Raw genomic sequence first — 25,337 nt, forward strand, 5'->3', positions numbered from 1 at the left:
TACCTGTAGTTGCCCTTGCATTTAGCTGCCAAGGATAACATTATTCGTCCGGTTTAATGACCCCCCGTGCACGCAGCAGGGCTGTTTTGAAATCCACTTCATAATCTTTTTTCAGGCCCGGGATCGCATCATCACAGGCGGAGTCACGCATTTTGAGATGGTAAATTAATACATCGTCCGTTAATTCACTTAACGGGCCACGGAAACCAGATTCCTGCGCCAGTTTCTGCAAAAATGTGACCAGATTGAGGTCGGGCTCTTTTTGCCAGGCGGGTTGCAGTAGCGCAAGCAGCTCGTTTAAACGATGACATTTCATTCCGGTTTCTCCTTTCACAACGACTTATCAGCGAGGGCAGACGCATGACAACAGTAACCGGCATCATTCTGGCCGGTGGTCAGGGCCGCCGTATGGGGGGTCAGGACAAGGGATTAGTGCAGCTTAATGGCAGGCCGCTTTATCAGCATGTCCTTGAACGGTTCAGGCCACAGGTCAATATTGTCATGATTAACGCTAACCGTAATATTGATCGCTATCAGTTAAGCGGGTGTCGGGTGATTCAGGATCTTGTCGGGGGCTACCCTGGCCCACTGGCTGGGATCTATAGTGCGTTGCGCGCTATCGACGATGAATGGGCGGCATTCTGTTCCTGCGATACACCGGCTATTCCGCTTAACTTTGTGGAAAAGCTGGTCAAACACCGGGGAACGGCACCGGCGGTCTGGGTCCGCTCCGCATCACGCGATCACCCGACGCTGGCCCTGGTTCACCGGAAACTGGCGGCACCGCTTCAGGACTATCTGATGGCCGGAGAACGGCGTCTTATGCACTTCCTGCGTGACCATGGCGGCCATGCTGTTGAGCTGGACGATGATGAATCGGCTTTCCGCAATATTAATACACCCGAGGATCTGAAGGAGAAACGCTGAGATGGCATTACCCCTGCTTGCTATTACAGGCTGGAGCGGAACCGGAAAAACGACACTGTTACAGCAGGTCATTCCCATCCTGGCCAGTAAAGGAATACGCGCCGGGCTGATTAAACATACCCATCATCAGATGGACATTGATACACCGGGTAAAGATAGCTATCTGCTCAGAAAAGCGGGCGCCCGTCAGGTCATCGTGGCAAGTGCGGAGCGATGGGCATTGATGTGTGAGACGCCTGAAGAACCGTCAATCAATCTGCCTTATCTGATGAGCCGCATGGACCCCTCTGTGCTGGAGATCGTGCTGGTTGAAGGCTTTAAAGATGAACCCGTGCCCAAGATTGTGCTCTGGCGTGCCGGGATAAAAGGAGGCGTCAGCGAGTTGATTGATGCGCATGTCATCGCGGTGGCCAGCGTTCAGGAACTGGATCTGGCGCTGCCTGTTCTGGATCTGAACAGCCCTGAAAAGGTGGCAGATTTCATTGCTGAGTGGCTGAAAGTTAGCTGAAACGGGCGCTGGTGATGCATTTTTCACGATCGGCAGACGTAAAAAAGCCCCGCACTCGCGTGCGGGGCTTCTTCACTTATACAATGCCTGGCAGTTCCCTACTCTCGCATGGGGAGGCCCCACACTACCATCGGCGCTACGGCGTTTCACTTCTGAGTTCGGCATGGGGTCAGGTGGGACCACCGCGCTAAAGCCGCCAGGCAGATTCTGTCTTCCGCGCCGCCCTGGGGCCGCGCAGACTTATCCGGTTCAGGCTGAAAATTGTCTCTCAAAAACGCCTCTGGCGTTGTAAGGTTAAGCCTCACGGGTCATTAGTACCGGTTAGCTCAACGCATCGCTGCGCTTACACACCCGGCCTATCAACGTCGTCGTCTTCAACGTCCCTTCAGGACCCTCAAGGGGTCAGGGAGAACTCATCTCGGGGCAAGTTTCGTGCTTAGATGCTTTCAGCACTTATCTTTTCCGCACTTAGCTACCGGGCAGTGCCATTGGCATGACAACCCGAACACCAGCGGTGCGTTCACTCCGGTCCTCTCGTACTAGGAGCAACCCCCCTCAATTCTCCAGCGCCCACGGCAGATAGGGACCGAACTGTCTCACGACGTTCTAAACCCAGCTCGCGTACCACTTTAAACGGCGAACAGCCGTACCCTTGGGACCTACTTCAGCCCCAGGATGTGATGAGCCGACATCGAGGTGCCAAACACCGCCGTCGATATGAACTCTTGGGCGGTATCAGCCTGTTATCCCCGGAGTACCTTTTATCCGTTGAGCGATGGCCCTTCCATTCAGAACCACCGGATCACTATGACCTGCTTTCGCACCTGCTCGAGCCGTCACTCTCGCAGTCAAGCCAGCTTATGCCATTGCACTAACCTCACGATGTCCGACCGTGATTAGCTGACCTTCGTGCTCCTCCGTTACTCTTTGGGAGGAGACCGCCCCAGTCAAACTACCCACCAGACACTGTCCGCACCCCGGATCACGGGGCCACGTTAGAACATCAAACATTAAAGGGTGGTATTTCAAGGATGGCTCCACGCAGACTGGCGTCCGCGCTTCAAAGCCTCCCACCTATCCTACACATCAAGGCTCAATGTTCAGTGTCAAGCTGTAGTAAAGGTTCACGGGGTCTTTCCGTCTTGCCGCGGGTACACTGCATCTTCACAGCGAGTTCAATTTCACTGAGTCTCGGGTGGAGACAGCCTGGCCATCATTACGCCATTCGTGCAGGTCGGAACTTACCCGACAAGGAATTTCGCTACCTTAGGACCGTTATAGTTACGGCCGCCGTTTACCGGGGCTTCGATCAGGAGCTTCTCCTTACGGATAACCCCATCAATTAACCTTCCGGCACCGGGCAGGCGTCACACCGTATACGTCCACTTTCGTGTTTGCACAGTGCTGTGTTTTTAATAAACAGTTGCAGCCAGCTGGTATCTTCGACTGGCTTCAGCTCCGGGAGCAAGTCCCTTCACCTACGCGCCAGCGTGCCTTCTCCCGAAGTTACGGCACCATTTTGCCTAGTTCCTTCACCCGAGTTCTCTCAAGCGCCTTGGTATTCTCTACCTGACCACCTGTGTCGGTTTGGGGTACGATTCTGTGTTACCTGATGCTTAGAGGCTTTTCCTGGAAGCAGGGCATTTATCACTTCAGCACCGTAGTGCCTCGTCGTCACGCCTCAGTGTAAAGTGAACCGGATTTGCCTGGAACACACACCTACACGCTTAAACCGGGACAACCGTCGCCCGGCTGATATAGCCTTCTCCGTCCCCCCTTCGCAGTAACACCGAGTACAGGAATATTAACCTGTTTCCCATCGACTACGCCTTTCGGCCTCGCCTTAGGGGTCGACTCACCCTGCTCCGATTAACGTTGAACAGGAACCCTTGGTCTTCCGGCGAGCGGGCTTTTCACCCGCTTTATCGTTACTTATGTCAGCATTCGCACTTCTGATACCTCCAGCATGCCTCACAGCACACCTTCGACGGCTTACAGAACGCTCCCCTACCCAACAGTATTGCTACTGCTGCCGCAGCTTCGGTGCATGGTTTAGCCCCGTTACATCTTCCGCGCAGGCCGACTCGACCAGTGAGCTATTACGCTTTCTTTAAATGATGGCTGCTTCTAAGCCAACATCCTGGCTGTCTGTGCCTTCCCACATCGTTTCCCACTTAACCATGACTTTGGGACCTTAGCTGGCGGTCTGGGTTGTTTCCCTCTTCACGACGGACGTTAGCACCCGCCGTGTGTCTCCCGTGATAACATTCTCCGGTATTCGCAGTTTGCATCGGGTTGGTAAGCCGGGATGGCCCCCTAGCCGAAACAGTGCTCTACCCCCGGAGATGAGTTCACGAGGCGCTACCTAAATAGCTTTCGGGGAGAACCAGCTATCTCCCGGTTTGATTGGCCTTTCACCCCCAGCCACAGGTCATCCGCTAATTTTTCAACATTAGTCGGTTCGGTCCTCCAGTTAGTGTTACCCAACCTTCAACCTGCCCATGGCTAGATCACCGGGTTTCGGGTCTATACCCTGCAACTTAACGCCCAGTTAAGACTCGGTTTCCCTGCGGCTCCCCTATACGGTTAACCTTGCTACAGAATATAAGTCGCTGACCCATTATACAAAAGGTACGCAGTCACCCCATAAAGAGGCTCCCACTGCTTGTACGTACACGGTTTCAGGTTCTGTTTCACTCCCCTCGCCGGGGTTCTTTTCGCCTTTCCCTCACGGTACTGGTTCACTATCGGTCAGTCAGGAGTATTTAGCCTTGGAGGATGGTCCCCCCATATTCAGACAGGATACCACGTGTCCCGCCTTACTCATCGAGCTCACAGCATGTGTGCTTTTGTGTACGGGAGTATCACCCTGTACCCTGCGACTTTCCAGACGCTTCCACTAACACACAGGCTGATTCAGGCTCTGGGCTGCTCCCCGTTCGCTCGCCGCTACTGGGGGAATCTCGGTTGATTTCTTTTCCTCGGGGTACTTAGATGTTTCAGTTCCCCCGGTTCGCCTTGCAGCACTATGTATTCATGCTGCAATGATGCACAGAGTGCACCGGGTTTCCCCATTCGGACATCGACGGCTGTAGCGGTTCATATCACCTTACCGTCGCTTTACGCAGATTAGCACGTCCTTCATCGCCTCTGACTGCCTGGGCATCCACCGTGTACGCTTAGTCACTTAACCTCACAACCCACAGGCGTTTTCACGCTGCGGACTGCAGGGATTTGAGAGACTCGTACGCATCGCCTTTTTCATTCTTATTTACGGAGAATGAAAGCGACGCGTCGTTTCAATTTTCAGCTTGTTCCGGATTGTTAAAGAGCAAATATCTCAGACGCGTCTCCCTGCTCGCGCAGCGGAAACGGTTTTGAGATACTGTGGAGACACCTTTCACCTGTCACCAAGCAGGTGGCGTCCCCTAGGGGATTCGAACCCCTGTTGCCGCCGTGAAAGGGCGGAGTCCTAACCGCTAGACGAAGGGGACACGATAGTGTCACGACTTCGCAGCCGTCCTGCTCATTACTTTTTATCAGACAATCTGTGTGAGCACTGCGCGGGACCGTATCTTAAGGTAAGGAGGTGATCCAACCGCAGGTTCCCCTACGGTTACCTTGTTACGACTTCACCCCAGTCATGAATCACAAAGTGGTAAGCGCCCTCCCGGAGGTTAAGCTACCTACTTCTTTTGCAACCCACTCCCATGGTGTGACGGGCGGTGTGTACAAGGCCCGGGAACGTATTCACCGTGGCATTCTGATCCACGATTACTAGCGATTCCGACTTCACGGAGTCGAGTTGCAGACTCCGATCCGGACTACGACGCACTTTGTGAGGTCCGCTTGCTCTCGCGAGGTCGCTTCTCTTTGTATGCGCCATTGTAGCACGTGTGTAGCCCTACTCGTAAGGGCCATGATGACTTGACGTCATCCCCACCTTCCTCCGGTTTATCACCGGCAGTCTCCTTTGAGTTCCCGACCGAATCGCTGGCAACAAAGGATAAGGGTTGCGCTCGTTGCGGGACTTAACCCAACATTTCACAACACGAGCTGACGACAGCCATGCAGCACCTGTCTCAGCGTTCCCGAAGGCACCAATCCATCTCTGGAAAGTTCGCTGGATGTCAAGAGTAGGTAAGGTTCTTCGCGTTGCATCGAATTAAACCACATGCTCCACCGCTTGTGCGGGCCCCCGTCAATTCATTTGAGTTTTAACCTTGCGGCCGTACTCCCCAGGCGGTCGACTTAACGCGTTAGCTCCGGAAGCCACGCCTCAAGGGCACAGCCTCCAAGTCGACATCGTTTACGGCGTGGACTACCAGGGTATCTAATCCTGTTTGCTCCCCACGCTTTCGCACCTGAGCGTCAGTCTTCGTCCAGGGGGCCGCCTTCGCCACCGGTATTCCTCCAGATCTCTACGCATTTCACCGCTACACCTGGAATTCTACCCCCCTCTACGAGACTCAAGCCTGCCAGTTTCAAATGCAGTTCCCAGGTTAAGCCCGGGGATTTCACATCTGACTTAACAGACCGCCTGCGTGCGCTTTACGCCCAGTAATTCCGATTAACGCTTGCACCCTCCGTATTACCGCGGCTGCTGGCACGGAGTTAGCCGGTGCTTCTTCTGCGGGTAACGTCAATCGGCGCGGTTATTAACCGCACCGCCTTCCTCCCCGCTGAAAGTACTTTACAACCCGAAGGCCTTCTTCATACACGCGGCATGGCTGCATCAGGCTTGCGCCCATTGTGCAATATTCCCCACTGCTGCCTCCCGTAGGAGTCTGGACCGTGTCTCAGTTCCAGTGTGGCTGGTCATCCTCTCAGACCAGCTAGGGATCGTCGCCTAGGTGGGCCATTACCCCGCCTACTAGCTAATCCCATCTGGGTTCATCCGATAGTGAGAGGCCCGAAGGTCCCCCTCTTTGGTCTTGCGACGTTATGCGGTATTAGCCACCGTTTCCAGTGGTTATCCCCCTCTATCGGGCAGATCCCCAGACATTACTCACCCGTCCGCCACTCGTCACCCAAGGAGCAAGCTCCTCTGTGCTACCGTCCGACTTGCATGTGTTAGGCCTGCCGCCAGCGTTCAATCTGAGCCATGATCAAACTCTTCAATTTAAAGTTTGATTTGCTGCAACCAGTGCAGCGATGCTCATCTGTAAAACGTCATAATGAATGTCATTATGTGTTCACTCGTGAGACTTGATATTTTTTGCGTCCGGAGACGCTGATATCAATCCTGCGAGTGCCCACACAGATTGTCTGATAAATTGTTAAAGAGCAGCGCGAACAGTGCGTTAGCGTCCTGTCGCGAGGTGGCGTATATTACGCTTTCCTCCTTCAGAGTCAACCTCTTTTTCAGAAGTTTTTCTCCGGCGGGTCAGTCTCCTGAACCTCTCAGCACGCTTCCCGTTGCCGGTGTGCCGTGTTGATGGAGGCGCATTATAGGGAGTTTCGTCGGGCTGACAAGTATTTCTTTAAATTAATTTACTGAGCGTCTCTTTTTTAAACGAACGGCTTAAAAAGAGACGTTTACTGACTGAATAGCGCACAAATATCGCCACGAAACGTTGTAAAGAGACCTGATGTGGCTGAATGCTGGTGCTATTATTTTGCTTCTTCTCGCAGGAAACCCCAGGAAGGATACTTAATGATTAGATCTGCGCGCAGCATGGCCGGTTTGCCATGGATAGCGGCGATGGCCTTTTTCATGCAGTCGCTCGATGCCACTATACTCAATACTGCCCTGCCCGCTATCGCTACCAGCCTCGACCGTTCTCCCCTTGCCATGCAATCTGCTGTTATCAGCTACACCCTGACTGTCGCGATGCTGATCCCGGTCAGCGGCTGGCTTGCCGATCGCTTCGGCACCCGCCGTGTGTTTATTATTGCGGTTTCCCTTTTTACCCTCGGCTCGCTGGCCTGTGCACTGTCGCCGACACTCCAGGTGCTGGTCATTTCGCGCGTCGTGCAGGGCATAGGGGGCGCTATGATGATGCCGGTCGCGCGACTTGCGCTGTTGCGCGCCTACCCGCGCAGTGAACTGCTGCCGGTGCTCAACTTTGTGACGATGCCAGGATTAGTCGGCCCGATACTGGGTCCGCTGCTGGGCGGCGTGCTGGTAACCTATGCGACGTGGCACTGGATCTTCCTGATTAATATTCCGATAGGCATTCTGGGCATTGTCTATGCCCGTAAATATATGCCGGACTTCACCACCCCTAAACGCCGCTTCGACTTTATCGGCTTTCTGTTGTTCGGGGCCGGACTGGTGATGATCTCGATCGGGATTGAGCTGTTTGGCGAGCGTGTGGTTTCTGCATGGCTGGCGGGCGGAATATTACTCAGCGGGATTGTGCTGTTGCTTCTTTATATAGTGCACGCCCGGCGTCACCCTTCACCGCTGATCAATCTGCCGATGTTTAAAACCCGCACCTTCTCGGTCGGTATCGGCGGCAACATTGCATCACGTCTCGGAACCGGCTGTGTGCCCTTTTTAATGCCGCTCATGTTGCAGGTCGGTTTTGGCTACTCTGCGATTATTGCCGGCTGCATGATGGCCCCTGTCGCCATCGGATCCATACTGGCGAAGTCGACGGTGACTCAGCTGCTGCGCTGGCTGGGCTATCGTCGCCTGCTGGTCGGCATCACAACGATTATTGGTATTTTGATCGCCAGCTTCTCTCTCCAGTCTCCGGCAGAGAGCATCATTGTGCTGTTACTTCCGCTGTTTATTCTCGGCATGGCCATGTCAACGCAGTTCACCGCCATGAATACCATTACGCTGGCCGATCTGGATGATGATAATGCCAGTGGCGGCAACAGCGTGCTGGCCGTGACGCAGCAGCTGGCCATCAGTTTTGGTGTGGCGGTCAGCGCGGCCGTGCTCCGTTTCTATCAGGAGTTTGAAACGAGCACCATTTCCCAGTTTCACGCCACGTTCCTGACGATGGGGGTAGTGACGGTACTGTCGGCGCTGACCTTTATGCTGCTGAAAAATGGCGATGGACGGAATCTGATCAGCGATCGCGATAAAAAGAGAAAACGCTAAACGGAGCCGCGCATGACCAGTTCCGGCGTCAGCACCAGCGTCTGCTGGCTGGCGTCGGGATCGCTGAGCCGATGAAGCAGGGTATCAATGGCCAGTTCGCCCAGCGCATCTTTAGGCTGATGAATGGTACTGAGTGGCGGAGTGAGATAACGGGCCAGTTCGATATCGTCATAGCCCATGACCGCCATCTGCTGCGGAACCTGTATGCCAGCCTGATAAAGCGCATGATAAACGCCAACCGCCATAGCATCGTTGCTGGTGAACACCGCCTGCGGCGGCGTTTCCAGCGACAGCAGTTCGACCATGCCGTTATAGCCACCCTGAAACTCAAAGTCCCCATTCACCACATAGCCAGGTAATATCTCCAGGCCACACTTTGTCATGGCATTGCGATAACCTTCCAGCCGCATACGCGCCGGTGTTTTATCCTGCGGACCGGCAATACAGGCAATGCGGGTGTAGCCGCTGTCGATAAGATGCTGCGTCGCCAGCTCGCCACCCAGCAGCGCGTTATCCTGAATGATATCGCCCCGCCCTTCAAAGGGTGCCCAGTCCATCATGACGGCCGGAATCGCGGGATAGCGGTTCAGGATGTCGGCCGACGGCAGATGACTTTCGGTACACATGATCAGTAAACCATCCACGCGCTTCTGCATCAGCGTTTCCAGGCTGCGGTTCATCCGCTCCTCGTCGCCCGCCGTGTTGCAAAGGATCAGGCTGTAGCCGCGCTGGTAGCAGCTCTCCTCCACGCCCCGTACCACTTCGGCATAAAACGGGTTGCTGCTGGTTGTCAGCAGCATCCCGATCGTGTGCGTCTGATTGATTTTCAGACTGCGCGCCAGGGCGGAAGGGGCGTAATTAAGATGGCGTATCGCCTGCTCAACCTTTTCCCGCACGCCGTCGCTCACAAAGCGATTATTGTTGATGACGTGCGAGACGGTGGAAGTGGATACGCCCGCCAGCCGGGCGACATCTTTCATCGTGCTCAAGCGCTTAGCCCTGCTGCTGCAAAAATTCATCGATCTCCGCGCGCCACGGCACGGAGGGCTGCGCACCCGGTCGGGTAACGGCGATCGCGGCGGCGGCATGAGCAAATCGCACCGCGTCATTGATGGGTTTCTGCTCCAGCCGCGCGGTAATAAAGGCACCGTTAAAGGTATCGCCCGCCGCAATGGTATCAATGGCCTTCACGCTGAAGCCGGCAATGCGCTGACCTTTGCCCTTTTCGCTCAGCCAGACCCCGCGCCGTCCAAGGGTAATCAGCACCGTGCCGATGCCTTTGGCATGCAGCACGGCCGCCGCGCGAGCCGCATCGTCGTCGTTGCTGACCGCAATACCGGTCAGACTTTCCGCCTCGGTTTCATTCGGAGTAATGATATCGATCAACGCCAGCAGCTCATCGGAGAGCGGGGTGGCGGGTGCCGGGTTCAGGATCACCTGAGTCTGATGCTGTCGGGCGAGCCGGGCAGCCGCAAGGATGCTTTCCAGCGGGGACTCCAGCTGCATTAATAGCGCATCGGCCCCGGCGATCACCTGCTGATGACGCGTCACATACGCGGGCGTCAGCGCCGCATTCGCGCCGGAGTAGATACCGATAGTGTTCTCACCTTCGCCGTTGACGAAGATCATCGCCACGCCTGTCGACTCACCCTCAACGACCCCGACCGGCGTGGTATCAATGTTATCCTGTGCCAGCTGCTGGCGGATGCGTTCGCCAGTGTCGTCAGCGCCCACACAGGCGATAAAGGCGATATCAGCACCCGCACGGCCAGCTGCGACGGCCTGATTGGCACCTTTACCGCCAAACGCAATCTGATACTTCTGCCCGATCACCGTTTCACCGGGACGAGGGAAGTGCGCAAGATTAAGGATGTGGTCAGCGTTAATGCTGCCAAGAACGGCCAGTTTTGCGTTTTTGCTCATAGGAGAGTCCGGAATAAGTGCGCCACCGGGAGGGTGGCGCGGTGCCCTGCTTTTCTTTGAGTTATTGAGTGACCAGCTTCAGGTCAACCGGGTTGATCGCCTTCACTTTTTCACCCTTCAGCACTTTATCAGCGGTATCCACGCCGATCATGCCAATTTTGTCTGGCATCTGTGCCACGGTCGCAGACAGTTTGCCACTTTCAACGGCTTTGACGCCATCAGCGGTGCCGTCAAAACCTACCACGATCACACCGGTTTTACCGGCGGTCTGCAGCGCACGCAGTGCACCCAGCGCCATTTCATCGTTCTGAGCGAAGACCGCCTGCACATCCGGATGGGCCTGCAGCAGGTTCTGCATAACGTTCAGACCCTTGGTGCGATCAAAATCAGCCGGCTGGCTGGCGAGGATCTGGAATTTGTGTGCGTCTGCGGCCTGCTTAAAGCCTTCGCCACGTTCACGGGCGGCAGACGTTCCGGCAATGCCCTGCAGCTCAATAATTTTTGCGTTTTCGCCCACTTTCTTCGCGATGTAGTCACCCGCCATTTTACCGCCGAAACGGTTATCTGAGGCGACATGGCTGACTACAGTACCCTGTGCGGCCACGCGGTCCAGCGTAATCACCGGGATTTTCGCCTGGTTCGCCATCTTCACGGCATTGCCCACGGCATCAGAATCGGTTGGGTTGATCAGCAGCAGTTTGGTGCCGCGAACCGTCAGATCCTGCACGTTCGCCAGCTCTTTCGCCGGGTTATTCTGGGAGTCCAGGACCACCAGGTTGTAGCCCAGCTTGTCCGCCTCTTTCTGCGCTCCCTCTTTCAGCGAAACAAAGAACGGGTTGTTCAGGGTTGAAACGACCAGTGCGATGGTATCTTTTGCCATTGCACCGGTACTGAGCGTTGCGCCAAGAATCGCAGCCAGTATGGTTAACTTTTTCATCTTATTATCCTGTGTAAGGTCAGAGTTATTTACTGCTTTTATTATCCACCAGCACCGCCAGCAGGATGACTACCGCTTTAACGATCATCTGGTAGTACGAAGACACGCCCATCAGGTTCAGGCCGTTATTCAGGAAGCCAAGGATCAGCGCGCCAATCAGGGTGCCGAAAATACGCCCTTTACCGCCCGCCAGGCTGGTGCCGCCCAGCACCACGGCCGCAATTGCATCCAGCTCATAGCCGGTGCCCGCCGTCGGCTGTGCCGAGGAGAGACGCGCCACTTCAATCGTGCCCGCCAGCGCCGCCAGCATGCCACTCAGTGAATAGACGATAATTTTGACGCGATTGACGTTGATGCCGGAAAGACGCGTGGCCGCCTCGTTTCCGCCCAGGGCATAGATGTAGCGACCCAGGCGGGTATGCTGCAGCATATACCAGGCGGCGATGAAGACCACCGCCATCAGCCAGACCGGCGCAGGCACGCCCAGCGGACGACCGATCCCAAACCAGCCCAGCAGATCGGCATTGGCGCTGAAACCGGTGTTAATCGGGCTGCCGTCGGTGTAGACCATGGTGACACCACGCAGCAAGAGCATCATCACCAGCGTGGCGATAAACGCCTGTACCTTGCCGCGCGCCACAATAGTGCCGGTCACGCCGCCGATGGCCGCCCCCAGCGCCAGCGAAGCCGCCACTGCGACGAGGGCATTTACTTCCATGCCGACCAGCGAGGCGCCCACCGCCCCGGTCAGGGCCAGCAGTGATCCGACAGAAAGATCGATACCGGAGGTCAGGATCACCAGCGTCATGCCGACCGCCATAATGGCGTTAACCGACGTCTGCTGGAGGATGTTGAACAGGTTCGCTACGGTAAAGAAGTTCGGGCTCTGGCTGGCCACCACGGCGATCAGCACCAGCAGTGCTATCAGCGACTTCTGCTCCAGCAGCCAGCTTTTGCTAAACCAGCGACGGCTGGCAGGTAAAGTTTGGGTCGTCATACCACTAAATCCTCGCTGTGTTGCTTGCCTACGGCGGCGGCCATCAGGCTCTCCTGAGTGGCCTCTTCACGGGTAAATTCGCCGCTGATACGGCCTTCGTGCATGACCAGTATCCGATCGCTCATGCCCAGCACTTCCGGCATTTCTGAGGAGACCAGAATGATGCTCAGCCCTTCGGCTTTGAACTGGTTAATCAGTTGATAGATCTCTTTCTTCGCGCCCACATCCACACCGCGTGTTGGCTCATCCAGAATAAGAACATCCGGACGAGTCATCAGGCCGCGGGCGATCGCTACTTTTTGCTGATTTCCTCCCGACAGCAGGCCAATCGGCTGCTCCATAGAGGGGGTTTTGACGTTGAACAGCCGGATAAAGTCACCTACCGCCAGCTGCTCTGCCGCATGTTTCAGGGTGCCGCCGCCGTGACTGAAGTAGCGAAGCGCCGTCAGCGACATGTTCTCTTTTACCGACATGCCCAGCACCAGGCCATCACGCTTACGATCTTCAGAGATGTAGACGATGCCGTTAGCCAGCCCATCCTGCGGTGAACGCGTCACCACTTCCCGGCCATTGAGCCACAGGGATCCGGTCCGGCGCGGCAGCGCGCCATAGAGGACTTTCATCAGCTCGGTCCGGCCCGCGCCCATCAGCCCGGAGATGCCCAGGATTTCACCTTTGCGCAGGCTGAAACTGACGTCATCCACGCCCGGCCCGCTGACATTCTCCACTTTGAGACGCACCTCGCCGGGTGTCTGGTCGATATGGGGATATTGATCTTCCAGCTTGCGGCCAACCATCATCTCTATCAGGCTCTCCTCGGTCAGCGCACTGACCGGACGTTCAGCGATAAACTGACCATCGCGGAATACCGTAACGTCATCGCAGATTTCAAAAATCTCTTTCATGCGATGCGAGATATAGACGATGCCGCAGCCCTGCGCTTTCAGTTCGTTGATTACCCGAAAAAGCGACAGCGTTTCGGTGTCGGTGAGTGCATCGGTCGGCTCATCCATGATGATCACTTTTGACTCGAAGCTCAGCACTTTGGCGATCTCGACCATTTGCTGATCGCCAATCGACAAATCGCCCACCAGCTTATGGCTGCTGAAACGCAGATTGAGGCGTTTCAGCAGCGCATCGGCTTCGGCATACATCCGTGACCACTGGATACGGCCAAAGGCCGTGACATATTCGCGGCCGAGGAAAATATTCTCCGCCACGGTTAACTGCGGGATCAGGTTCAGCTCCTGATGAATAATGCCAATACCCGCTTCCTGCGAGGCTTTGGGCCCGCTGAAACGGGTTTCCTGGCCCAGCCAGCGCAGCGTACCGGCATCGTACTGATAGATGCCGGTCAGCACTTTCATCATGGTGGACTTGCCTGCGCCGTTCTCGCCCACCAGCGCCATGACGCGTCCGGCCCGGACATTCAGCGACGCGCCTTTCAGGGCTTTCACGCCCGGAAAGGATTTTTCAATGCCGTCGAGTTGCAGTAAAGGTTGCATAGCCGCCTCAGAAGGTCACACCGGCGCTGAGGATGACATTCGCAAACGGAGAACACTCTCCGCTGCGAATGACCGCCTGACTACGCTGCGTTTGTTGTTTGAATGTCTCATGACTGATGTAGCGGATGGTGATGGTATTTCCCTGGTGCTGTTGCAAGGCTTCGAGCACGGCGATCAGCGCGCCATGGAGTGACGGATTGTGCTGCTTAATCTCCTCGGCGATCAGCGCGCCCTCGACCTGCATCTCCAGTGCAACGGCGTTAACCACCTGCATAAAATCGGGCGTACCCGGCGTAAGCGCTAAATCAATGCGCTGCGGACCTGCCGGAATCGGCAAGCCAGCATCGGCAATCGTCAGCGTATCCGTGTGTCCCAGGCGGGCAATCACACTGGAGAGTTCAGCGTTTAACAGGCGACCTTTTTTCATCTTTTCACTCCACAGCGAAACGTTTCGCTTACAGGAGTGTATGAAAAGCCGTCAGCAACTCAATCGGCAGATCTGAAATCTGTGATCGTTATCGAAACGTTTCGCTTACGCCGCAGAAAATTTGCGTTAAGGCAGGCAGGTGCCGGGAAAGGGGGGCCGCAGAGGCGGCCCGGCAGGGCGAAAATTGCCGGATGCGGTCCCTGATAGGAACCAGCATCGGGAGGGTTAAGGCAGCTTCTTAACCTGCTTCACATCCAGCTCAACGCTGTTGAAATCTTTATCCAGTTCACCCGTCAGCTCAACGTTGTCCTGGGGTGAAACAGTCTGTCCGTTCCAGTGCTTGTGATCGATCTCCACCTTCATCGTGCCGGTCTGGTCACGGAACAGATAATCTTCATGGCCGATCTGCTTTTCCAGCTTACCGCGCACGGTGACCCAGCTGTCATCCTTCATCTCTTCCGCCTGCTTTACGGTCACAACGCTGGTGTGGTCAGCTTTGAATCCGCCCTGAGCGTTTGTGGTCTGCGTCTGAGCAGCGGGTGCGCTGGGATCAACAAATCCGCCCTGCTGAGCAGCAAAAACCGGTGCGGAAGCCAGCATGACAACGGCCAGAATTGCAGCGTGCTTTTTCATGGAGTACCCCTTTTTGAGTTATGTTGCCGGTGTGAATCAGCCCAGTAGACCACGGGGTTCTTAACAGCTTCTTAAGCGGTAAAAATAAGCGTTCAGAGCCGGAATCCGCTGTACAAGCCGGGAGGGGCTTCGTATAAAACGCTATCAGCACGGGGAGACGGGATGCGTATTTTACTGATTGAGGACGATCGCCTGATTGGCGACGGCATTAAGGCGGGGCTGAGTAAGCTGGGCTTCAGCGTGGACTGGTTTACTTCGGGTGAAGCGGGCTTTAACGCCCTGGCGGCGGCGCCCTGGGATGCGGTGATCCTGGATCTTTCACTGCCTGAGCGTGACGGGCTCGATATTCTGCGGCAGTGGCGCCAGCAGGGCAACGATGTGCCCGTACTGATCCTGACCGCCCGCGATGCGCTCGACCAGCGGATCGAAGGACTGCAGCAGGGCGCCGACGACTATCTGTGCAAACCCTTCGCCCTGACCGAAGTGGCCGCTCGCTTACAGGCGCTGATCCGCCGCCGTCACGGCCAGCTGCAGCCTGAACTTCGTCATGGCAATGTGGTGCTGGTCCCGGGCAGCCACAGTGTGATGTGCAATGGTGAGTCGGTTGCGCTGAAAAGCCGCGAGCTGGCGCTGCTTGAACTCTTTATGCGTAATCCTGGCCGGGTGCTGACGCGCAGCCAGCTGGAAGAGAAGCTCTACAGCTGGGATGCCGATGTCTCCAGCAACGCAGTGGAAGTGCATATCCATCATCTGCGTAAGAAGCTGGGCAGTCACTTCATCCGTACGCTGCACGGCGTTGGTTACACTCTGGGAGCCGCCGGATGCGATCAATGAGCCTGTTTCTGCGGCTCGGCCTCGGCTTTGTACTGCTGCTGGGTATCTGCTGGGTCAGTGCCAGCCTCAGCGCCTGGTATCAGACCCGCGAAACCCTGGATGAGCTTTTCGATACCCAGCAGATGCTGCTGGCCAAGCGCCTGCTGACACTGGATTTCGCCTCGCTCGACAAGGTTACGCTGCCCACTACTAAAGCGATGCTGCGCCACCATCGCGGCGATCAGGATGACGACGCCCTGGCGTTTGCGGTCTTCACGCGTGACGGCAGGCAGGTACTGAACGATGGTGATAATGGCCGCTATCTGCCTTTTGAGGCGGAGTATCAGGGATTTCATGAGGGTCAGCTCACCAACGATGACGATCGCTGGCGGTTCGTCTGGCTGACCACCCCCGACAGGCAGTTCCGTGTGGTGGTGGGTCAGGAGGTAGAGTACCGTGACGATATGACGCAGGATCTGATGCGCGCCAGCGTCCTGCCGTGGCTTATCGCGCTGCCGTTTATGCTGCTGTTACTGATCGCGCTGGTCTGGTCTGAACTGCGGCCACTGAAGACGCTGGCGCGGCAGCTGGCGCAGCGCGCGCCGGATGACGACACGCCGCTGCAGGCTGACCGCGTGCCGAAAGAGGTTCAGCCGCTGATGATCGCGCTTAACGGGCTGTTCACTCGCATCAGCGCCATGGTGCAGCGTGAACGGCGTTTTACCTCTGATGCTGCGCATGAGTTGCGCAGCCCGCTGGCGGCGCTGCAGGTGCAAAGCGAGGTGATCCAGCTGACGGCAGATGATGAAGTAATGCGTACCCATGCGCTGCAGCAGCTGGAAACCGGCATCAGCCGCGCGACCCGGCTGGTGGATCAGCTGCTGACGCTCTCGCGGGTGGACGCGGAGGATGCCCGCAGCGCCTTTGAGCCGGTAGCGCTGAAACGCACGGTCCAGGAGACGCTGGCGGCCCAGCTGCCGCTGGCGGATAAAACGGGCGTCACCCTGCGACTGCATGCGGAGGCCGATCCGCTGCTTCAGGGCAATCCGCTGCTGCTGTCGCTGCTGGTGCGCAATCTGCTGGATAACGCTATTCGTTATACACCGGTAGGCAGTGAAGTCGATGTGCGGTTAACGGCGAACAGCCTGTCGGTCGAGGATAATGGCGAGGGTCTGAGTGACGCCGATCGGCAACGGCTCGGTGAGCGTTTCTGGCGGCCGCCAGGTCAGGAGAAAAGTGGCAGCGGACTGGGACTATCAATCGTCAGTCGAATCGCGCAGCTGCACGGAATGCATATCACCTTCAGCCAGCGACCCGGCAGCGGGCTCTGCGTCACGCTGCGCTGGTAAGCGCCCGCCCCGTCAGGCGGGCACGGTCAATCAAATCTCGACCTGAGTGCCCAGTTCGATCACCCGGTTTGGTGGGATCTCAAACTGGTCCGGCGCACGGAGCGCATTACGCTGCAGTGCCAGGAAGAGTTTGCCGCGCAGGCGCAGATACCACGGACGTTTGCCGATGATCAGCGATTCGTGCGACATAAAGAAAGAGGTTTCCATCATGCGACAGTTCAGCCCTTCCAGCCCGCAGCGATGGAAAATCTCCTCAACGTTAGGCGTTTCGCGCCAGCCGTAGCTTGCCACCACCCGCCAGAAGGTGGGCGACAGCTGCTCAATGGTGACGCGCCGCACGTTATGAACGTAAGGGGCATCTTCTGTCCGCAACGTCAGCAGCACAACCCGCTCATGCAATACTTTGTTGTGCTTAAGGTTATGCAGCATCGCAAACGGGATCACATTCAGGGCCCGCGACATATAGACCGCTGTGCCAGGCACACGAACGGGCGGTGATTTTTCCAGGGAGGCGATCATCGCCTCCAGAGAGTTGCCGTGCTCATGCAGGCGGCGCAGCAGGCGGAAACGTTCGCTTTTCCACGTCGTCATGATGATGAACATCACCAGACCAAGGCAGAGCGGCAGCCAGCCACCCGAGAAGATTTTTACCAGGTTTGCCGTAAACAGCGGCACGTCGATACAGAGCAACAGCGCCAGGATAAGGCCGACCGCCAGCTTGTGCCAGTGCCAGTTTTTAACCGCGACGGTGCAGGAAAGGATGGATGTCAGCACCATGGTGCCGGTCACGGCGATACCATAGGCCGCGGCCAGGTTACTGGAGTGCTCGAAGCTGATAATCACAATCAATACGGCAAAATAGAGGACCCAGTTGATAACCGGAATATAAATCTGGCCCGATTCGCGCTCAGAGGTATGAATGATGCGCATGCCGGGCAGATAACCCAGACGGACCGCCTGACGGGTCAGCGAGAAGACCCCGGAGATCACCGCCTGTGACGCAATCACCGTCGCCAGCGTCGCCAGGATCAACATCGGGATCAGCGCCCAGTCCGGCGCCAGCAGAAAGAAGGGGTTTTTAATCGCTTTAGGATCGCTGAGTAACAGCGCCCCCTGACCAAAATAGTTCAGCACCAGCGAAGGCAGCACCACAGAGAACCATGCCAGCCGGATTGGCACTTTGCCGAAGTGCCCCATATCGGCATAGAGTGCTTCAACCCCGGTAATCGCCAGTACCACCGCGCCCAGAGCGAAAAAGGAGACCGATTTATAGTGCAGGAAGAACTCGACGGCATAGGCGGGATTCAGCGCATGCAGCACCTCCGGATTCTTCATAATGCCGAGTCCGCCAAGCACAGCCAGCACCAGGAACCACAGCAGCATCACCGGGGCAAAGAGTTTTCCCACCATGCCGGTGCCATGTTTCTGAATCACGAACAGCAGGGTCAGGACCGCAATCGACATCGGCACAATGAAGGGATCCAGCGATGGCGCGGCAATTTCCAGCCCTTCGATGGCTGACATCACCGAAATAGCCGGTGTGATCACCACTTCGCCATAGAAGAAGCTGCCGCCAATCAGGCCCATAATCACCAGTATTGCCGTGGCACGCCCCCCGGTATGCCGGCCCGCCAGCGACATCAGCGTCAGAATGCCGCCCTCACCCGCGTTGTCGGCGCGCATCACATAACTGATATATTTCAGTGAGACCACCAGCACCAGCAGCCAGAAAATCAGCGACAGAAAGCCAAATACCGCTTCCCGTTCAACACCGAAGCCAAACTGTCCGGAGAGACATTCACGCAGGGTATAGAGCGGACTGGTGCCGATATCCCCGTAAACAACACCAATCGCGGCCAGCGTTAATCCACGAAGTGACTGCTTATTATCCGAGCTCATAGAGTTATCTTTTGTTGGAGTCGAAGAGGCGCAATACCCCTCGCTCAGGCCATCAAAAAGCGCACAGTATGCACGGTTTACCAAAAATTCCTATACCCACTTCACTGCTCAGCCCGGGTCACAAGGCTGGTCAAGGCGTAAACGCCGCTTTCAACACGGTGTTTGACGGGGCAAACCTTCTGAAACAAAAAAGCTGACAGCTATCAACGCTTTCACGCATGATGATCTATAGAGTAAGGCGCTTGCTTAAGCGCGGCGGCCCGACGTTCGTAAGGATATTGATGTGATTATGGCTCAACCCCACCTTTTGGCAGAAAGAATTTCTCGCCTTAGCAATGCGTTAGAAAAAGGATTATATGAGCGGCATCATGCCATTCGCCTCTGCCTGCTGGCGGCACTGAGCGGTGAGAGTGTGTTCCTGCTGGGACCGCCCGGTATCGCCAAGAGTCTGATTGCCCGCCGCCTTAAATATGCCTTTCAGCACGCCCGTGCCTTTGAATATCTCATGACCCGTTTTTCCACCCCGGAAGAGGTGTTTGGCCCGCTCTCCATTCAGGCGCTCAAAGATGAAGGGCGCTATCAGCGTCTGACCCGAGGCTATCTGCCCGACGCGGAGATTGTCTTTCTGGATGAGATCTGGAAAGCCGGTCCGGCAATCCTGAATACCCTGCTGACCGCCATTAACGAACGCCGCTTCCGCAACGGCGACAGCGAAGAGAAAATCCCGATGCGGCTGCTGGTCACTGCCTCTAACGAGTTGCCGGAAGCCGACAGCGGTCTTGAAGCACTCTATGACCGGATGCTGATTCGTCTGTGGCTGGATAACGTGCATGAGAAACAGAACTTCCGCAGCATGCTGACTCACCAGCAGGATGAGCACACGAATCCGGTCGCGGAATCGCTACGCATCAGCGATGAGGAGTATGCGCAGTGGCAGCTCAGCATCAGCCAGGTCACGCTGCCTGATGCGGTATTTGAGCTGATTTATCAGCTGCGTCAGCAGCTGGAGAACCAGCCTGCCGCGCCCTATATTTCCGACCGTCGCTGGAAAAAAGCTATTCACCTGCTGCAGGCGAGTGCCTTTTACAGTGGGCGTAGCGCCATTGCGCCTATCGATCTGATCCTGCTTAAAGATTGTCTCTGGCATGACGTTGCCTCCATGCAGCTGCTGGAGCGTGAAATCGATCAGCTGATGACGCTGCATGCCTGGCAGCAGCAGCCAATGCTGCTTAAGCTGCAGCAGATCAAGGCGCGCCGTCTGGCACTGCAGCAGCAGCAGAGCATCGCCCAGGCGATCACCCTTGAAAAACACAGCGGCATGTTCAGCCGCAAATCCCATTACGATATGCCGGAAAGCCTTATCGATGAACAGCTGACGCTGATGCTGCAGAAGCCGCTGACGCTGCACGATATGCAGGTAACGCACCTGGTGATCGCCCGTGATGCACTGAATCAGTGGCTGCAGAAAGGGGGCGAGGTGCGCGGCAAGCTTAACGGTATTGGCTTTGCCCAGAGTCTGGATATGCAGGTAGATGCGCAGCACTGCCTGGCGGTCCGGGATGTCAGCCTGCAGTCGTCGCGTCTGACCCTGCCAGGCGTCAGCACTCACGAGCCACTGCCCGGTGAGATCAGCGACGCGCTGGATGCGCTGGAGAGTGAACTGCGTTCTCAGCGCCACCTGTTCAGTCAGCATCAGCGCTGCCTGTTTATCAGCGATGACTGGCTGGCACGGATTGAAACCAGCCTGCAGGATGTGGCGGAACAGCTTAAACAGGCGCGTAAATGATCTCTGTTGAGACGCTCAGCACCCTGCTCTCGGTGGGTGAGACAGAACTGATTGAAGAGCTGATTATTGCTCTGCTGGCGTCTCCCCAGCTGGCCCTGTTTTTTGAAAAATTTCCCGGTCTGAAAAAAGCGCTGTTGCACGACGTGCCGCGCTGGCGTGCAGAGATCAATGCGGAACTCAAAGCCACGCCCGTTCCGGCAGCGCTGGCGGAAGAGTTTAAGCTGTTCCAGCAAATACAGCTGCTCAGCGATCGGGAATTCAGCCACCAGCTGGATACCACCCTCAAAGCGCTTGAAAGCCTGCCATCTCCCTTTCTTGATGAGGCGCACCGGCTGCTTCAGCATACGGAGACCCGCCAGCTCAGCAGCGCGCAGCACCAGCTTTTTTTGCAGCGCTGGCGGCTGAGCCTGACCTTACAGACCCTGACACTGAATCAGGATGTGCTGGAGCAGCAGCGCGAACGCCTGATGGCGGAACTGCAGCAGCGTATGGCGCTGAGCGGCCAGCTGGCACCGGTTCTTGGTGACAATGATGAAGCGGCCGCTGGCCGGTTGTGGGACATGAGCAAGGCGTCACTGCAGCCTGGCGACTATCAGCTGATGCTGCAGTATGGTGATTTTCTGGCGCAACAACCGGAGCTGATGAAACTGGCCCAGCAGCTGGGGCGTAGCCGTGAGGCCAAATCGGTGCCGTCTCAGGAGGCATCCATGGAAGCTTTCCACCAGCTGGTACAGGAGCCGGATGCCGTTCCGGAAGAAGTGAGCGGTATTCATCAGAGCGACGATGTGCTGCGTCTGTTGCCGCCGGAACTCGCGGCGCTGAGCATCAGCGAACTGGAGCTGGAGTTTTACCGGCGGCTGGTCGAGAAACGGCTGCTGACCTACAGGCTGCAGGGCGACGCCTGGCATGAAAAGGTGACGATGCGTCCGGCCAGTCATCAACAGCATGAGGAGCAGCCACGCGGCCCTTTCATCGTCTGCGTGGATACCTCCGGTTCAATGGGGGGCTTCAATGAGCGCTGCGCCAAAGCCTTTTGCCTGGCGCTGCTGAAAGTCGCGCTGGCCGATCGCCGCCGCTGCTACATTATGCTGTTCGCCCATGAGGTGATTGGCTATGAACTGACCGGTGATGATGGGCTGGAACAGGCGATTCGCTTCCTGAGCCAGCGTTTTCGCGGCGGCACCGATCTGGCCGCCTGCCTCTCCTCGGTGGTAACCCGGATGGAGGGTGTTGCGTGGCAGGAGGCCGATGCGGTTATCGTCTCCGATTTTATCGCTCAGCGCCTGCCGGAAGAAGTGATCGGCGCGATTAAAAAACGCCAGCGACATAATCAGCAACGTTTTCATGCCGTGGCGATGTCGGCCCATGGAAAACCCGGCGTTCTGCGCATTTTCGACCATATCTGGCGCTTCGATACCGGCATGAAAAGCCGTCTGCTGCGGCACTGGCGCCGTTAAGAGCCTGTCCCGACAAGGGTAATTGTTGCAGACCGTCTGGACAGGGACAGCGCGGAACAACCGGAGCGAACACGGAGTACGTGAGGATTACTCGCTGTGCTCGCCCCTTCAGGGCCGCCCTGACGGGCGTTCAGGTTGCTAAAGCAGCCTGTGTGAGCACTGCCCAGGTTCAGAGTGGCAAATAAAATAGCCTGACGGGCAGGCCCTGAGTCATCTGGCAGAAAAGCTTCTTTGCTATAGTAAATTACCGTTTTACTTACTCAGCAATCTGGAGCTTCCTGTGACGCCTGCTCAACCCCACCATGATTTGCCCGCCCCGACGCGCACGTTATTGCTCTCCGGTCAGAACATTGAACAAAAACGTGCCGAATTGCTGGCTTATTTTCTTCAGACCTGGGAACAGTATGAAAGCCTGTTCACCTGCCTGACCGATTCCAGGGCCTGGTTCAATAAAGCTATCCCGCTGCGCCATCCGTTGATCTTCTATTTTGGTCATACCGCGACCTTCTACATTAATAAGCTGATGGCCGGACGCCTGATTGACACCCGCCTGGACGATCGTATCGAAGCGATGATGGCGATCGGGGTGGATGAAATGAGCTGGGACGATCTTAACGACAGTCACTATGACTGGCCGACCATTGACGCCGTGCGTGAATACCGCGGACGCGTTAAGGCGCTGGTCAGCGATCTGATTCAGACCATGCCCATTACGCTGCCGATCACCTGGGAGAGTCCGGCCTGGGTGATCCTGATGGGTATCGAACATGAACGTATTCATCTGGAAACCTCCAGCGTATTGATACGCCAGCTACCGCTTGAGTGGGTCAGGCCGCAGATCGCCTGGCCGGTCTGCCCGATGGCGCGCCACCAGCGCCAGGCCGTGCCCGCCAACAGCCTGCTGCCGATGCCCGGCGGCACGGTCACCCTGGGAAAAACCGACGATACCTACGGCTGGGATAATGAATATGGCCGCCAGCAGATTACGCTGCAGCCGTTCCAGGCGAGCAAAATGCTGGTCAGCAACGCGGAATATTTTGCGTTTGTTGAAGCCGGTGGCTATCAGGATCGTCGCTGGTGGGATGACGAAGGGTGGGGCTGGTGTCAGTTTGCTAACGCGGTGATGCCAACCTTCTGGGTGGGCACGCCTGCGATGCCCGATCAGCTGAAACTGCGCCTGATGTGCGAAGAGGTTGCGATGCCGTGGGACTGGCCTGCGGAGGTCAATCAGCTGGAGGCAGCCGCATTCTGCCGCTGGAAAGCAGCGCAGACCGGCATGACCATCCAGCTACCCTGCGAAGCGGAGTGGGCGCAGCTGCGTGAACAGGTGGCCGGCGATCAGCCGGACTGGGAGCGGGCGCCGGGCAACATCAACCTGGCGTACTGGGCTTCCTCTTCGCCGGTTGATCTGTTCGCACAGGGCGAGTTCTTCGATATTGTCGGTAACGTCTGGCAGTGGACCACCACACCGACCAACGGCTTCGAAGGTTTTAAAGTCCATCCGCTGTACGACGATTTCTCTACTCCGACCTTTGATGGCAAACATTCGTTAATTAAAGGCGGCAGCTGGATCTCGACCGGCAACGAAGCGCTGAAATCGGCCCGTTATGCATTCCGCCGCCACTTCTTCCAGCATGCCGGTTTCCGTTATGTGGTCTCCACCCATCAGGAAACCATGGCGCTGAATCCCTATGAGTCGGATGCCATGGTGTCGCAGTATCTCGACTTCCAGTATGGCCCACGCTACTTCGGTGTCGATAACTACGCTGAAACCCTGGTCAGACTGGCGCTTGAGCATACCCGCGCACGTGGCGAGGCGCTGGATATTGGTTGTGCCACCGGACGCGCCAGCTTTGAACTGGCCCGCCATTTTGATCGGGTAACCGGCATGGATTATTCGGCACGCTTTATCGATGTGGCGCTGCAGCTGGCCAGCGGCGAAGACTTCCGTTATCTGCTGCCTCAGGAGGGCGATCTGGTCGAGTATCGTCAGGTGCGCCTGAAAGATTTTGCACCAGAGAGCGAACTGGCGCAGCGGATCCAGTTTGTACAGGGCGACGCCTGCAACCTTAAACCGCAGCCCGAACGTTACGATCTGGTGCTCGCCTCTAACCTGATCGATCGTCTGCGACAGCCTGCGCGTTTCCTGCACGACGTAACGCCAATGCTGCGTCAGGGTGGTATTCTGCTGCTTTCATCGCCCTATACCTGGCTGGAGGCGTTCACACCGAAAGAGAACTGGCTGGGCGGCGTACGCGAAAACGGAGAAGCACTGACGACGCTGCAGGCGCTGCAACGTCTGCTGGCGACCGACTTTGAGCAGATTGGCGAACCGCAGGATGTTCCCTTTGTGATCCGCGAGACGGCCCGCAAGTTCCAGCACACGCTGGCGCAGGTCACGCTCTGGCGTAAACGTTAAGTGAACCGGCAGCGGCGCCCGTCGCTGCCGGGAGTTGCCTGAACCGCTATTTTGCTGCACATTCACCCCTGTTGACTCAAGCAGACCTATAACGAGGATGGCCATGGCCGAACACCTGCAGCTCGATAATCTGGATCGCGGCATTCTGAATGCCCTGCTGGAAAATGCGCGCACCGCTTATGCCGAGCTGGCAAAACAGTTTAACGTCAGCCCCGGCACCATTCATGTGCGTGTGGAGAAGATGAAACAGGCGGGCATTATTCTGGGCACCCGCGTGGATATCGATCCCCGTCAGCTGGGATTCGATGTCTGCTGCTTTATTGGCATCATCCTGAAAAGCGCCCGCGACTATCCGGCGGCGCTGAGCAAACTGAATGCGCTGGATGAGGTGGTTGAAGCCTGGTACACCACCGGCCACTACAGCATCTTTATTAAGGTAATGTGCCGCTCGATCGATGCTCTGCAACAGGTATTGATCAACAAGATCCAGACCATTGATGAAATCCAGTCCACAGAAACTCTGATCTCGCTGCAAAACCCAATCATGCGCACCATCAGGCCCTGATCTTTCTCGCCTGTGCATAATCTTATCCCTGACGAATGAGACGGCTGACAACGGCTGCGTTCGCTTCTCCTGATCTATTAACCCTGTTGTCCACAGGTGGATCACGGCTTGATCACAGCGTACAATGCTCGCCTT

At 56.6% G+C, this 25,337-nt stretch carries 18 protein-coding genes, 1 tRNA gene and 3 rRNA genes; 9 read left to right on the plus strand and 13 right to left on the minus strand.

The annotated features are described in order from the left end of the window. Nucleotides 1–40: 40 nt before the first annotated feature. Complete coding sequence (locus ACLHDD_RS15365) at nucleotides 41–316, minus strand: YihD family protein (protein WP_427104770.1); 276 nt, start codon at nucleotides 314–316, stop codon at nucleotides 41–43. Between the two features lie 44 nt (nucleotides 317–360). Between ACLHDD_RS15365 and mobA the strand changes: the two genes are divergently transcribed. Next, nucleotides 361–927, plus strand: coding sequence for a molybdenum cofactor guanylyltransferase MobA (gene mobA, locus ACLHDD_RS15370; RefSeq protein ID WP_427104771.1), 567 nt, complete (start codon nucleotides 361–363; stop codon nucleotides 925–927). Nucleotide 928: 1 nt separating this feature from the next. Continuing rightward, entirely contained in the window at nucleotides 929–1,435 is a 507-nt protein-coding gene (gene mobB / locus ACLHDD_RS15375) for a molybdopterin-guanine dinucleotide biosynthesis protein MobB (RefSeq protein WP_427104772.1), read from the plus strand. 85 nt (nucleotides 1,436–1,520) lie between these two features. Here mobB and rrf read toward each other — a convergent pair. The 4 genes from rrf to ACLHDD_RS15395 form a co-directional block, all read right to left on the minus strand. Next, nucleotides 1,521–1,636, minus strand: a 5S ribosomal RNA gene (gene rrf / locus ACLHDD_RS15380). A gap of 89 nt (nucleotides 1,637–1,725) precedes the next feature. Next, nucleotides 1,726–4,628: ribosomal RNA gene (locus ACLHDD_RS15385) — 23S ribosomal RNA — on the minus strand. A gap of 226 nt (nucleotides 4,629–4,854) precedes the next feature. Further along, nucleotides 4,855–4,929: transfer RNA gene (locus ACLHDD_RS15390), tRNA-Glu, on the minus strand. Between the two features lie 88 nt (nucleotides 4,930–5,017). Then, nucleotides 5,018–6,559: ribosomal RNA gene (locus tag ACLHDD_RS15395) — 16S ribosomal RNA — on the minus strand. Together the 16S, 23S and 5S rRNA genes with 1 tRNA gene alongside form the textbook arrangement of a ribosomal RNA operon. A gap of 532 nt (nucleotides 6,560–7,091) precedes the next feature. Between ACLHDD_RS15395 and mdtD the strand changes: the two genes are divergently transcribed. Further along, nucleotides 7,092–8,492, plus strand: coding sequence for a multidrug transporter subunit MdtD (mdtD, locus tag ACLHDD_RS15400; RefSeq protein ID WP_427104773.1), 1,401 nt, complete (start codon nucleotides 7,092–7,094; stop codon nucleotides 8,490–8,492). Here the strand turns inward: mdtD and rbsR are convergent. The 7 genes from rbsR to ACLHDD_RS15435 form a co-directional block, all read right to left on the minus strand. Further along, nucleotides 8,489–9,472, minus strand: a complete 984-nt coding sequence (gene rbsR, locus ACLHDD_RS15405; RefSeq protein WP_427105220.1) for a ribose operon transcriptional repressor RbsR — start codon at nucleotides 9,470–9,472, stop codon at nucleotides 8,489–8,491. The two genes, mdtD and rbsR, sit on opposite strands and share 4 nt — an antisense overlap. A 13-nt stretch (nucleotides 9,473–9,485) precedes the next feature. After that, nucleotides 9,486–10,415, minus strand: coding sequence for a ribokinase (gene rbsK, locus ACLHDD_RS15410; RefSeq protein WP_427104774.1), 930 nt, complete (start codon nucleotides 10,413–10,415; stop codon nucleotides 9,486–9,488). Between the two features lie 61 nt (nucleotides 10,416–10,476). After that, on the minus strand, nucleotides 10,477–11,352 hold the full coding sequence (gene rbsB, locus ACLHDD_RS15415; protein WP_427104775.1) for a ribose ABC transporter substrate-binding protein RbsB: 876 nt from the start codon (nucleotides 11,350–11,352) through the stop codon (nucleotides 10,477–10,479). 25 nt (nucleotides 11,353–11,377) lie between these two features. Next, the gene (gene rbsC, locus ACLHDD_RS15420; RefSeq protein WP_128084213.1) at nucleotides 11,378–12,349 is read right to left on the minus strand and encodes a ribose ABC transporter permease; all 972 of its coding nucleotides are present in this window, start codon (nucleotides 12,347–12,349) and stop codon (nucleotides 11,378–11,380) included. Further along, the gene (gene rbsA, locus ACLHDD_RS15425; RefSeq protein ID WP_427104776.1) at nucleotides 12,346–13,854 is read right to left on the minus strand and encodes a ribose ABC transporter ATP-binding protein RbsA; all 1,509 of its coding nucleotides are present in this window, start codon (nucleotides 13,852–13,854) and stop codon (nucleotides 12,346–12,348) included. The genes rbsC and rbsA overlap by 4 nt, the downstream gene beginning before the upstream one ends. A 7-nt stretch (nucleotides 13,855–13,861) precedes the next feature. After that, the gene (gene rbsD / locus ACLHDD_RS15430) at nucleotides 13,862–14,281 is read right to left on the minus strand and encodes a D-ribose pyranase (RefSeq protein ID WP_427104777.1); all 420 of its coding nucleotides are present in this window, start codon (nucleotides 14,279–14,281) and stop codon (nucleotides 13,862–13,864) included. 225 nt (nucleotides 14,282–14,506) lie between these two features. Beyond that, nucleotides 14,507–14,914: a YgiW/YdeI family stress tolerance OB fold protein gene (locus ACLHDD_RS15435; RefSeq protein WP_427104778.1), complete on the minus strand. Its 408-nt coding sequence runs from the start codon at nucleotides 14,912–14,914 to the stop codon at nucleotides 14,507–14,509. 162 nt (nucleotides 14,915–15,076) lie between these two features. Between ACLHDD_RS15435 and qseB the strand changes: the two genes are divergently transcribed. Next, nucleotides 15,077–15,748 carry a quorum sensing response regulator transcription factor QseB gene (gene qseB, locus ACLHDD_RS15440; protein ID WP_427104779.1) on the plus strand — a complete coding sequence of 224 codons (672 nt, stop codon included), beginning with the start codon at nucleotides 15,077–15,079 and terminating at the stop codon, nucleotides 15,746–15,748. Beyond that, nucleotides 15,736–17,076: a quorum sensing histidine kinase QseC gene (qseC, locus tag ACLHDD_RS15445; protein ID WP_427104780.1), complete on the plus strand. Its 1,341-nt coding sequence runs from the start codon at nucleotides 15,736–15,738 to the stop codon at nucleotides 17,074–17,076. The genes qseB and qseC overlap by 13 nt, the downstream gene beginning before the upstream one ends. Nucleotides 17,077–17,106: 30 nt before the next feature. Here the strand turns inward: qseC and kup are convergent, their stop codons facing one another. Beyond that, nucleotides 17,107–18,975, minus strand: a complete 1,869-nt coding sequence (kup, locus tag ACLHDD_RS15450) for a low affinity potassium transporter Kup (RefSeq protein WP_427104781.1) — start codon at nucleotides 18,973–18,975, stop codon at nucleotides 17,107–17,109. Nucleotides 18,976–19,264: 289 nt separating this feature from the next. Between kup and ravA the strand changes: the two genes are divergently transcribed. The 4 genes from ravA (at nucleotide 19,265) to asnC (ending at nucleotide 25,202) form a co-directional block, all read left to right on the plus strand. Beyond that, the gene (ravA, locus tag ACLHDD_RS15455) at nucleotides 19,265–20,761 is read left to right on the plus strand and encodes an ATPase RavA (RefSeq protein ID WP_427104782.1); all 1,497 of its coding nucleotides are present in this window, start codon (nucleotides 19,265–19,267) and stop codon (nucleotides 20,759–20,761) included. Next, nucleotides 20,758–22,218, plus strand: a complete 1,461-nt coding sequence (gene viaA, locus ACLHDD_RS15460; RefSeq protein ID WP_427104783.1) for an ATPase RavA stimulator ViaA — start codon at nucleotides 20,758–20,760, stop codon at nucleotides 22,216–22,218. The genes ravA and viaA overlap by 4 nt, the downstream gene beginning before the upstream one ends. A gap of 280 nt (nucleotides 22,219–22,498) precedes the next feature. Further along, on the plus strand, nucleotides 22,499–24,637 hold the full coding sequence (gene ovoA, locus ACLHDD_RS15465) for a 5-histidylcysteine sulfoxide synthase (protein WP_427104784.1): 2,139 nt from the start codon (nucleotides 22,499–22,501) through the stop codon (nucleotides 24,635–24,637). Between the two features lie 103 nt (nucleotides 24,638–24,740). Further along, the gene (gene asnC, locus ACLHDD_RS15470) at nucleotides 24,741–25,202 is read left to right on the plus strand and encodes a transcriptional regulator AsnC (RefSeq protein WP_313656080.1); all 462 of its coding nucleotides are present in this window, start codon (nucleotides 24,741–24,743) and stop codon (nucleotides 25,200–25,202) included. The last annotated feature ends 135 nt before the right edge of the window (nucleotides 25,203–25,337 follow it).

The organism is Pantoea sp. NSTU24, from assembly GCF_050157905.1.
In the GTDB taxonomy this organism is placed as follows: domain Bacteria; phylum Pseudomonadota; class Gammaproteobacteria; order Enterobacterales; family Enterobacteriaceae; genus Pantoea.

Bases quoted from the DNA above. Each gene is read 5' to 3' on its own strand.
- rbsD (WP_427104777.1), bottom strand. From the start codon at position 14,281: ATGAAAAAAGGTCGCCTGTTAAACGCTGAACTCTCCAGTGTGATTGCC.
- rbsA (WP_427104776.1), bottom strand. From the start codon at position 13,854: ATGCAACCTTTACTGCAACTCGACGGCATTGAAAAATCCTTTCCGGGC.
- ACLHDD_RS15435 (WP_427104778.1), bottom strand. From the start codon at position 14,914: ATGAAAAAGCACGCTGCAATTCTGGCCGTTGTCATGCTGGCTTCCGCA.
- kup (WP_427104781.1), bottom strand. From the start codon at position 18,975: ATGAGCTCGGATAATAAGCAGTCACTTCGTGGATTAACGCTGGCCGCG.
- mdtD (WP_427104773.1), top strand. From the start codon at position 7,092: ATGATTAGATCTGCGCGCAGCATGGCCGGTTTGCCATGGATAGCGGCG.
- ACLHDD_RS15365 (WP_427104770.1), bottom strand. From the start codon at position 316: ATGAAATGTCATCGTTTAAACGAGCTGCTTGCGCTACTGCAACCCGCC.
- rbsB (WP_427104775.1), bottom strand. From the start codon at position 11,352: ATGAAAAAGTTAACCATACTGGCTGCGATTCTTGGCGCAACGCTCAGT.
- asnC (WP_313656080.1), top strand. From the start codon at position 24,741: ATGGCCGAACACCTGCAGCTCGATAATCTGGATCGCGGCATTCTGAAT.
- rbsR (WP_427105220.1), bottom strand. From the start codon at position 9,472: ATGAAAGATGTCGCCCGGCTGGCGGGCGTATCCACTTCCACCGTCTCG.
- viaA (WP_427104783.1), top strand. From the start codon at position 20,758: ATGATCTCTGTTGAGACGCTCAGCACCCTGCTCTCGGTGGGTGAGACA.
- qseC (WP_427104780.1), top strand. From the start codon at position 15,736: ATGCGATCAATGAGCCTGTTTCTGCGGCTCGGCCTCGGCTTTGTACTG.
- ravA (WP_427104782.1), top strand. From the start codon at position 19,265: ATGGCTCAACCCCACCTTTTGGCAGAAAGAATTTCTCGCCTTAGCAAT.
- mobB (WP_427104772.1), top strand. From the start codon at position 929: ATGGCATTACCCCTGCTTGCTATTACAGGCTGGAGCGGAACCGGAAAA.
- qseB (WP_427104779.1), top strand. From the start codon at position 15,077: ATGCGTATTTTACTGATTGAGGACGATCGCCTGATTGGCGACGGCATT.
- mobA (WP_427104771.1), top strand. From the start codon at position 361: ATGACAACAGTAACCGGCATCATTCTGGCCGGTGGTCAGGGCCGCCGT.
- rbsC (WP_128084213.1), bottom strand. From the start codon at position 12,349: ATGACGACCCAAACTTTACCTGCCAGCCGTCGCTGGTTTAGCAAAAGC.
- rbsK (WP_427104774.1), bottom strand. From the start codon at position 10,415: ATGAGCAAAAACGCAAAACTGGCCGTTCTTGGCAGCATTAACGCTGAC.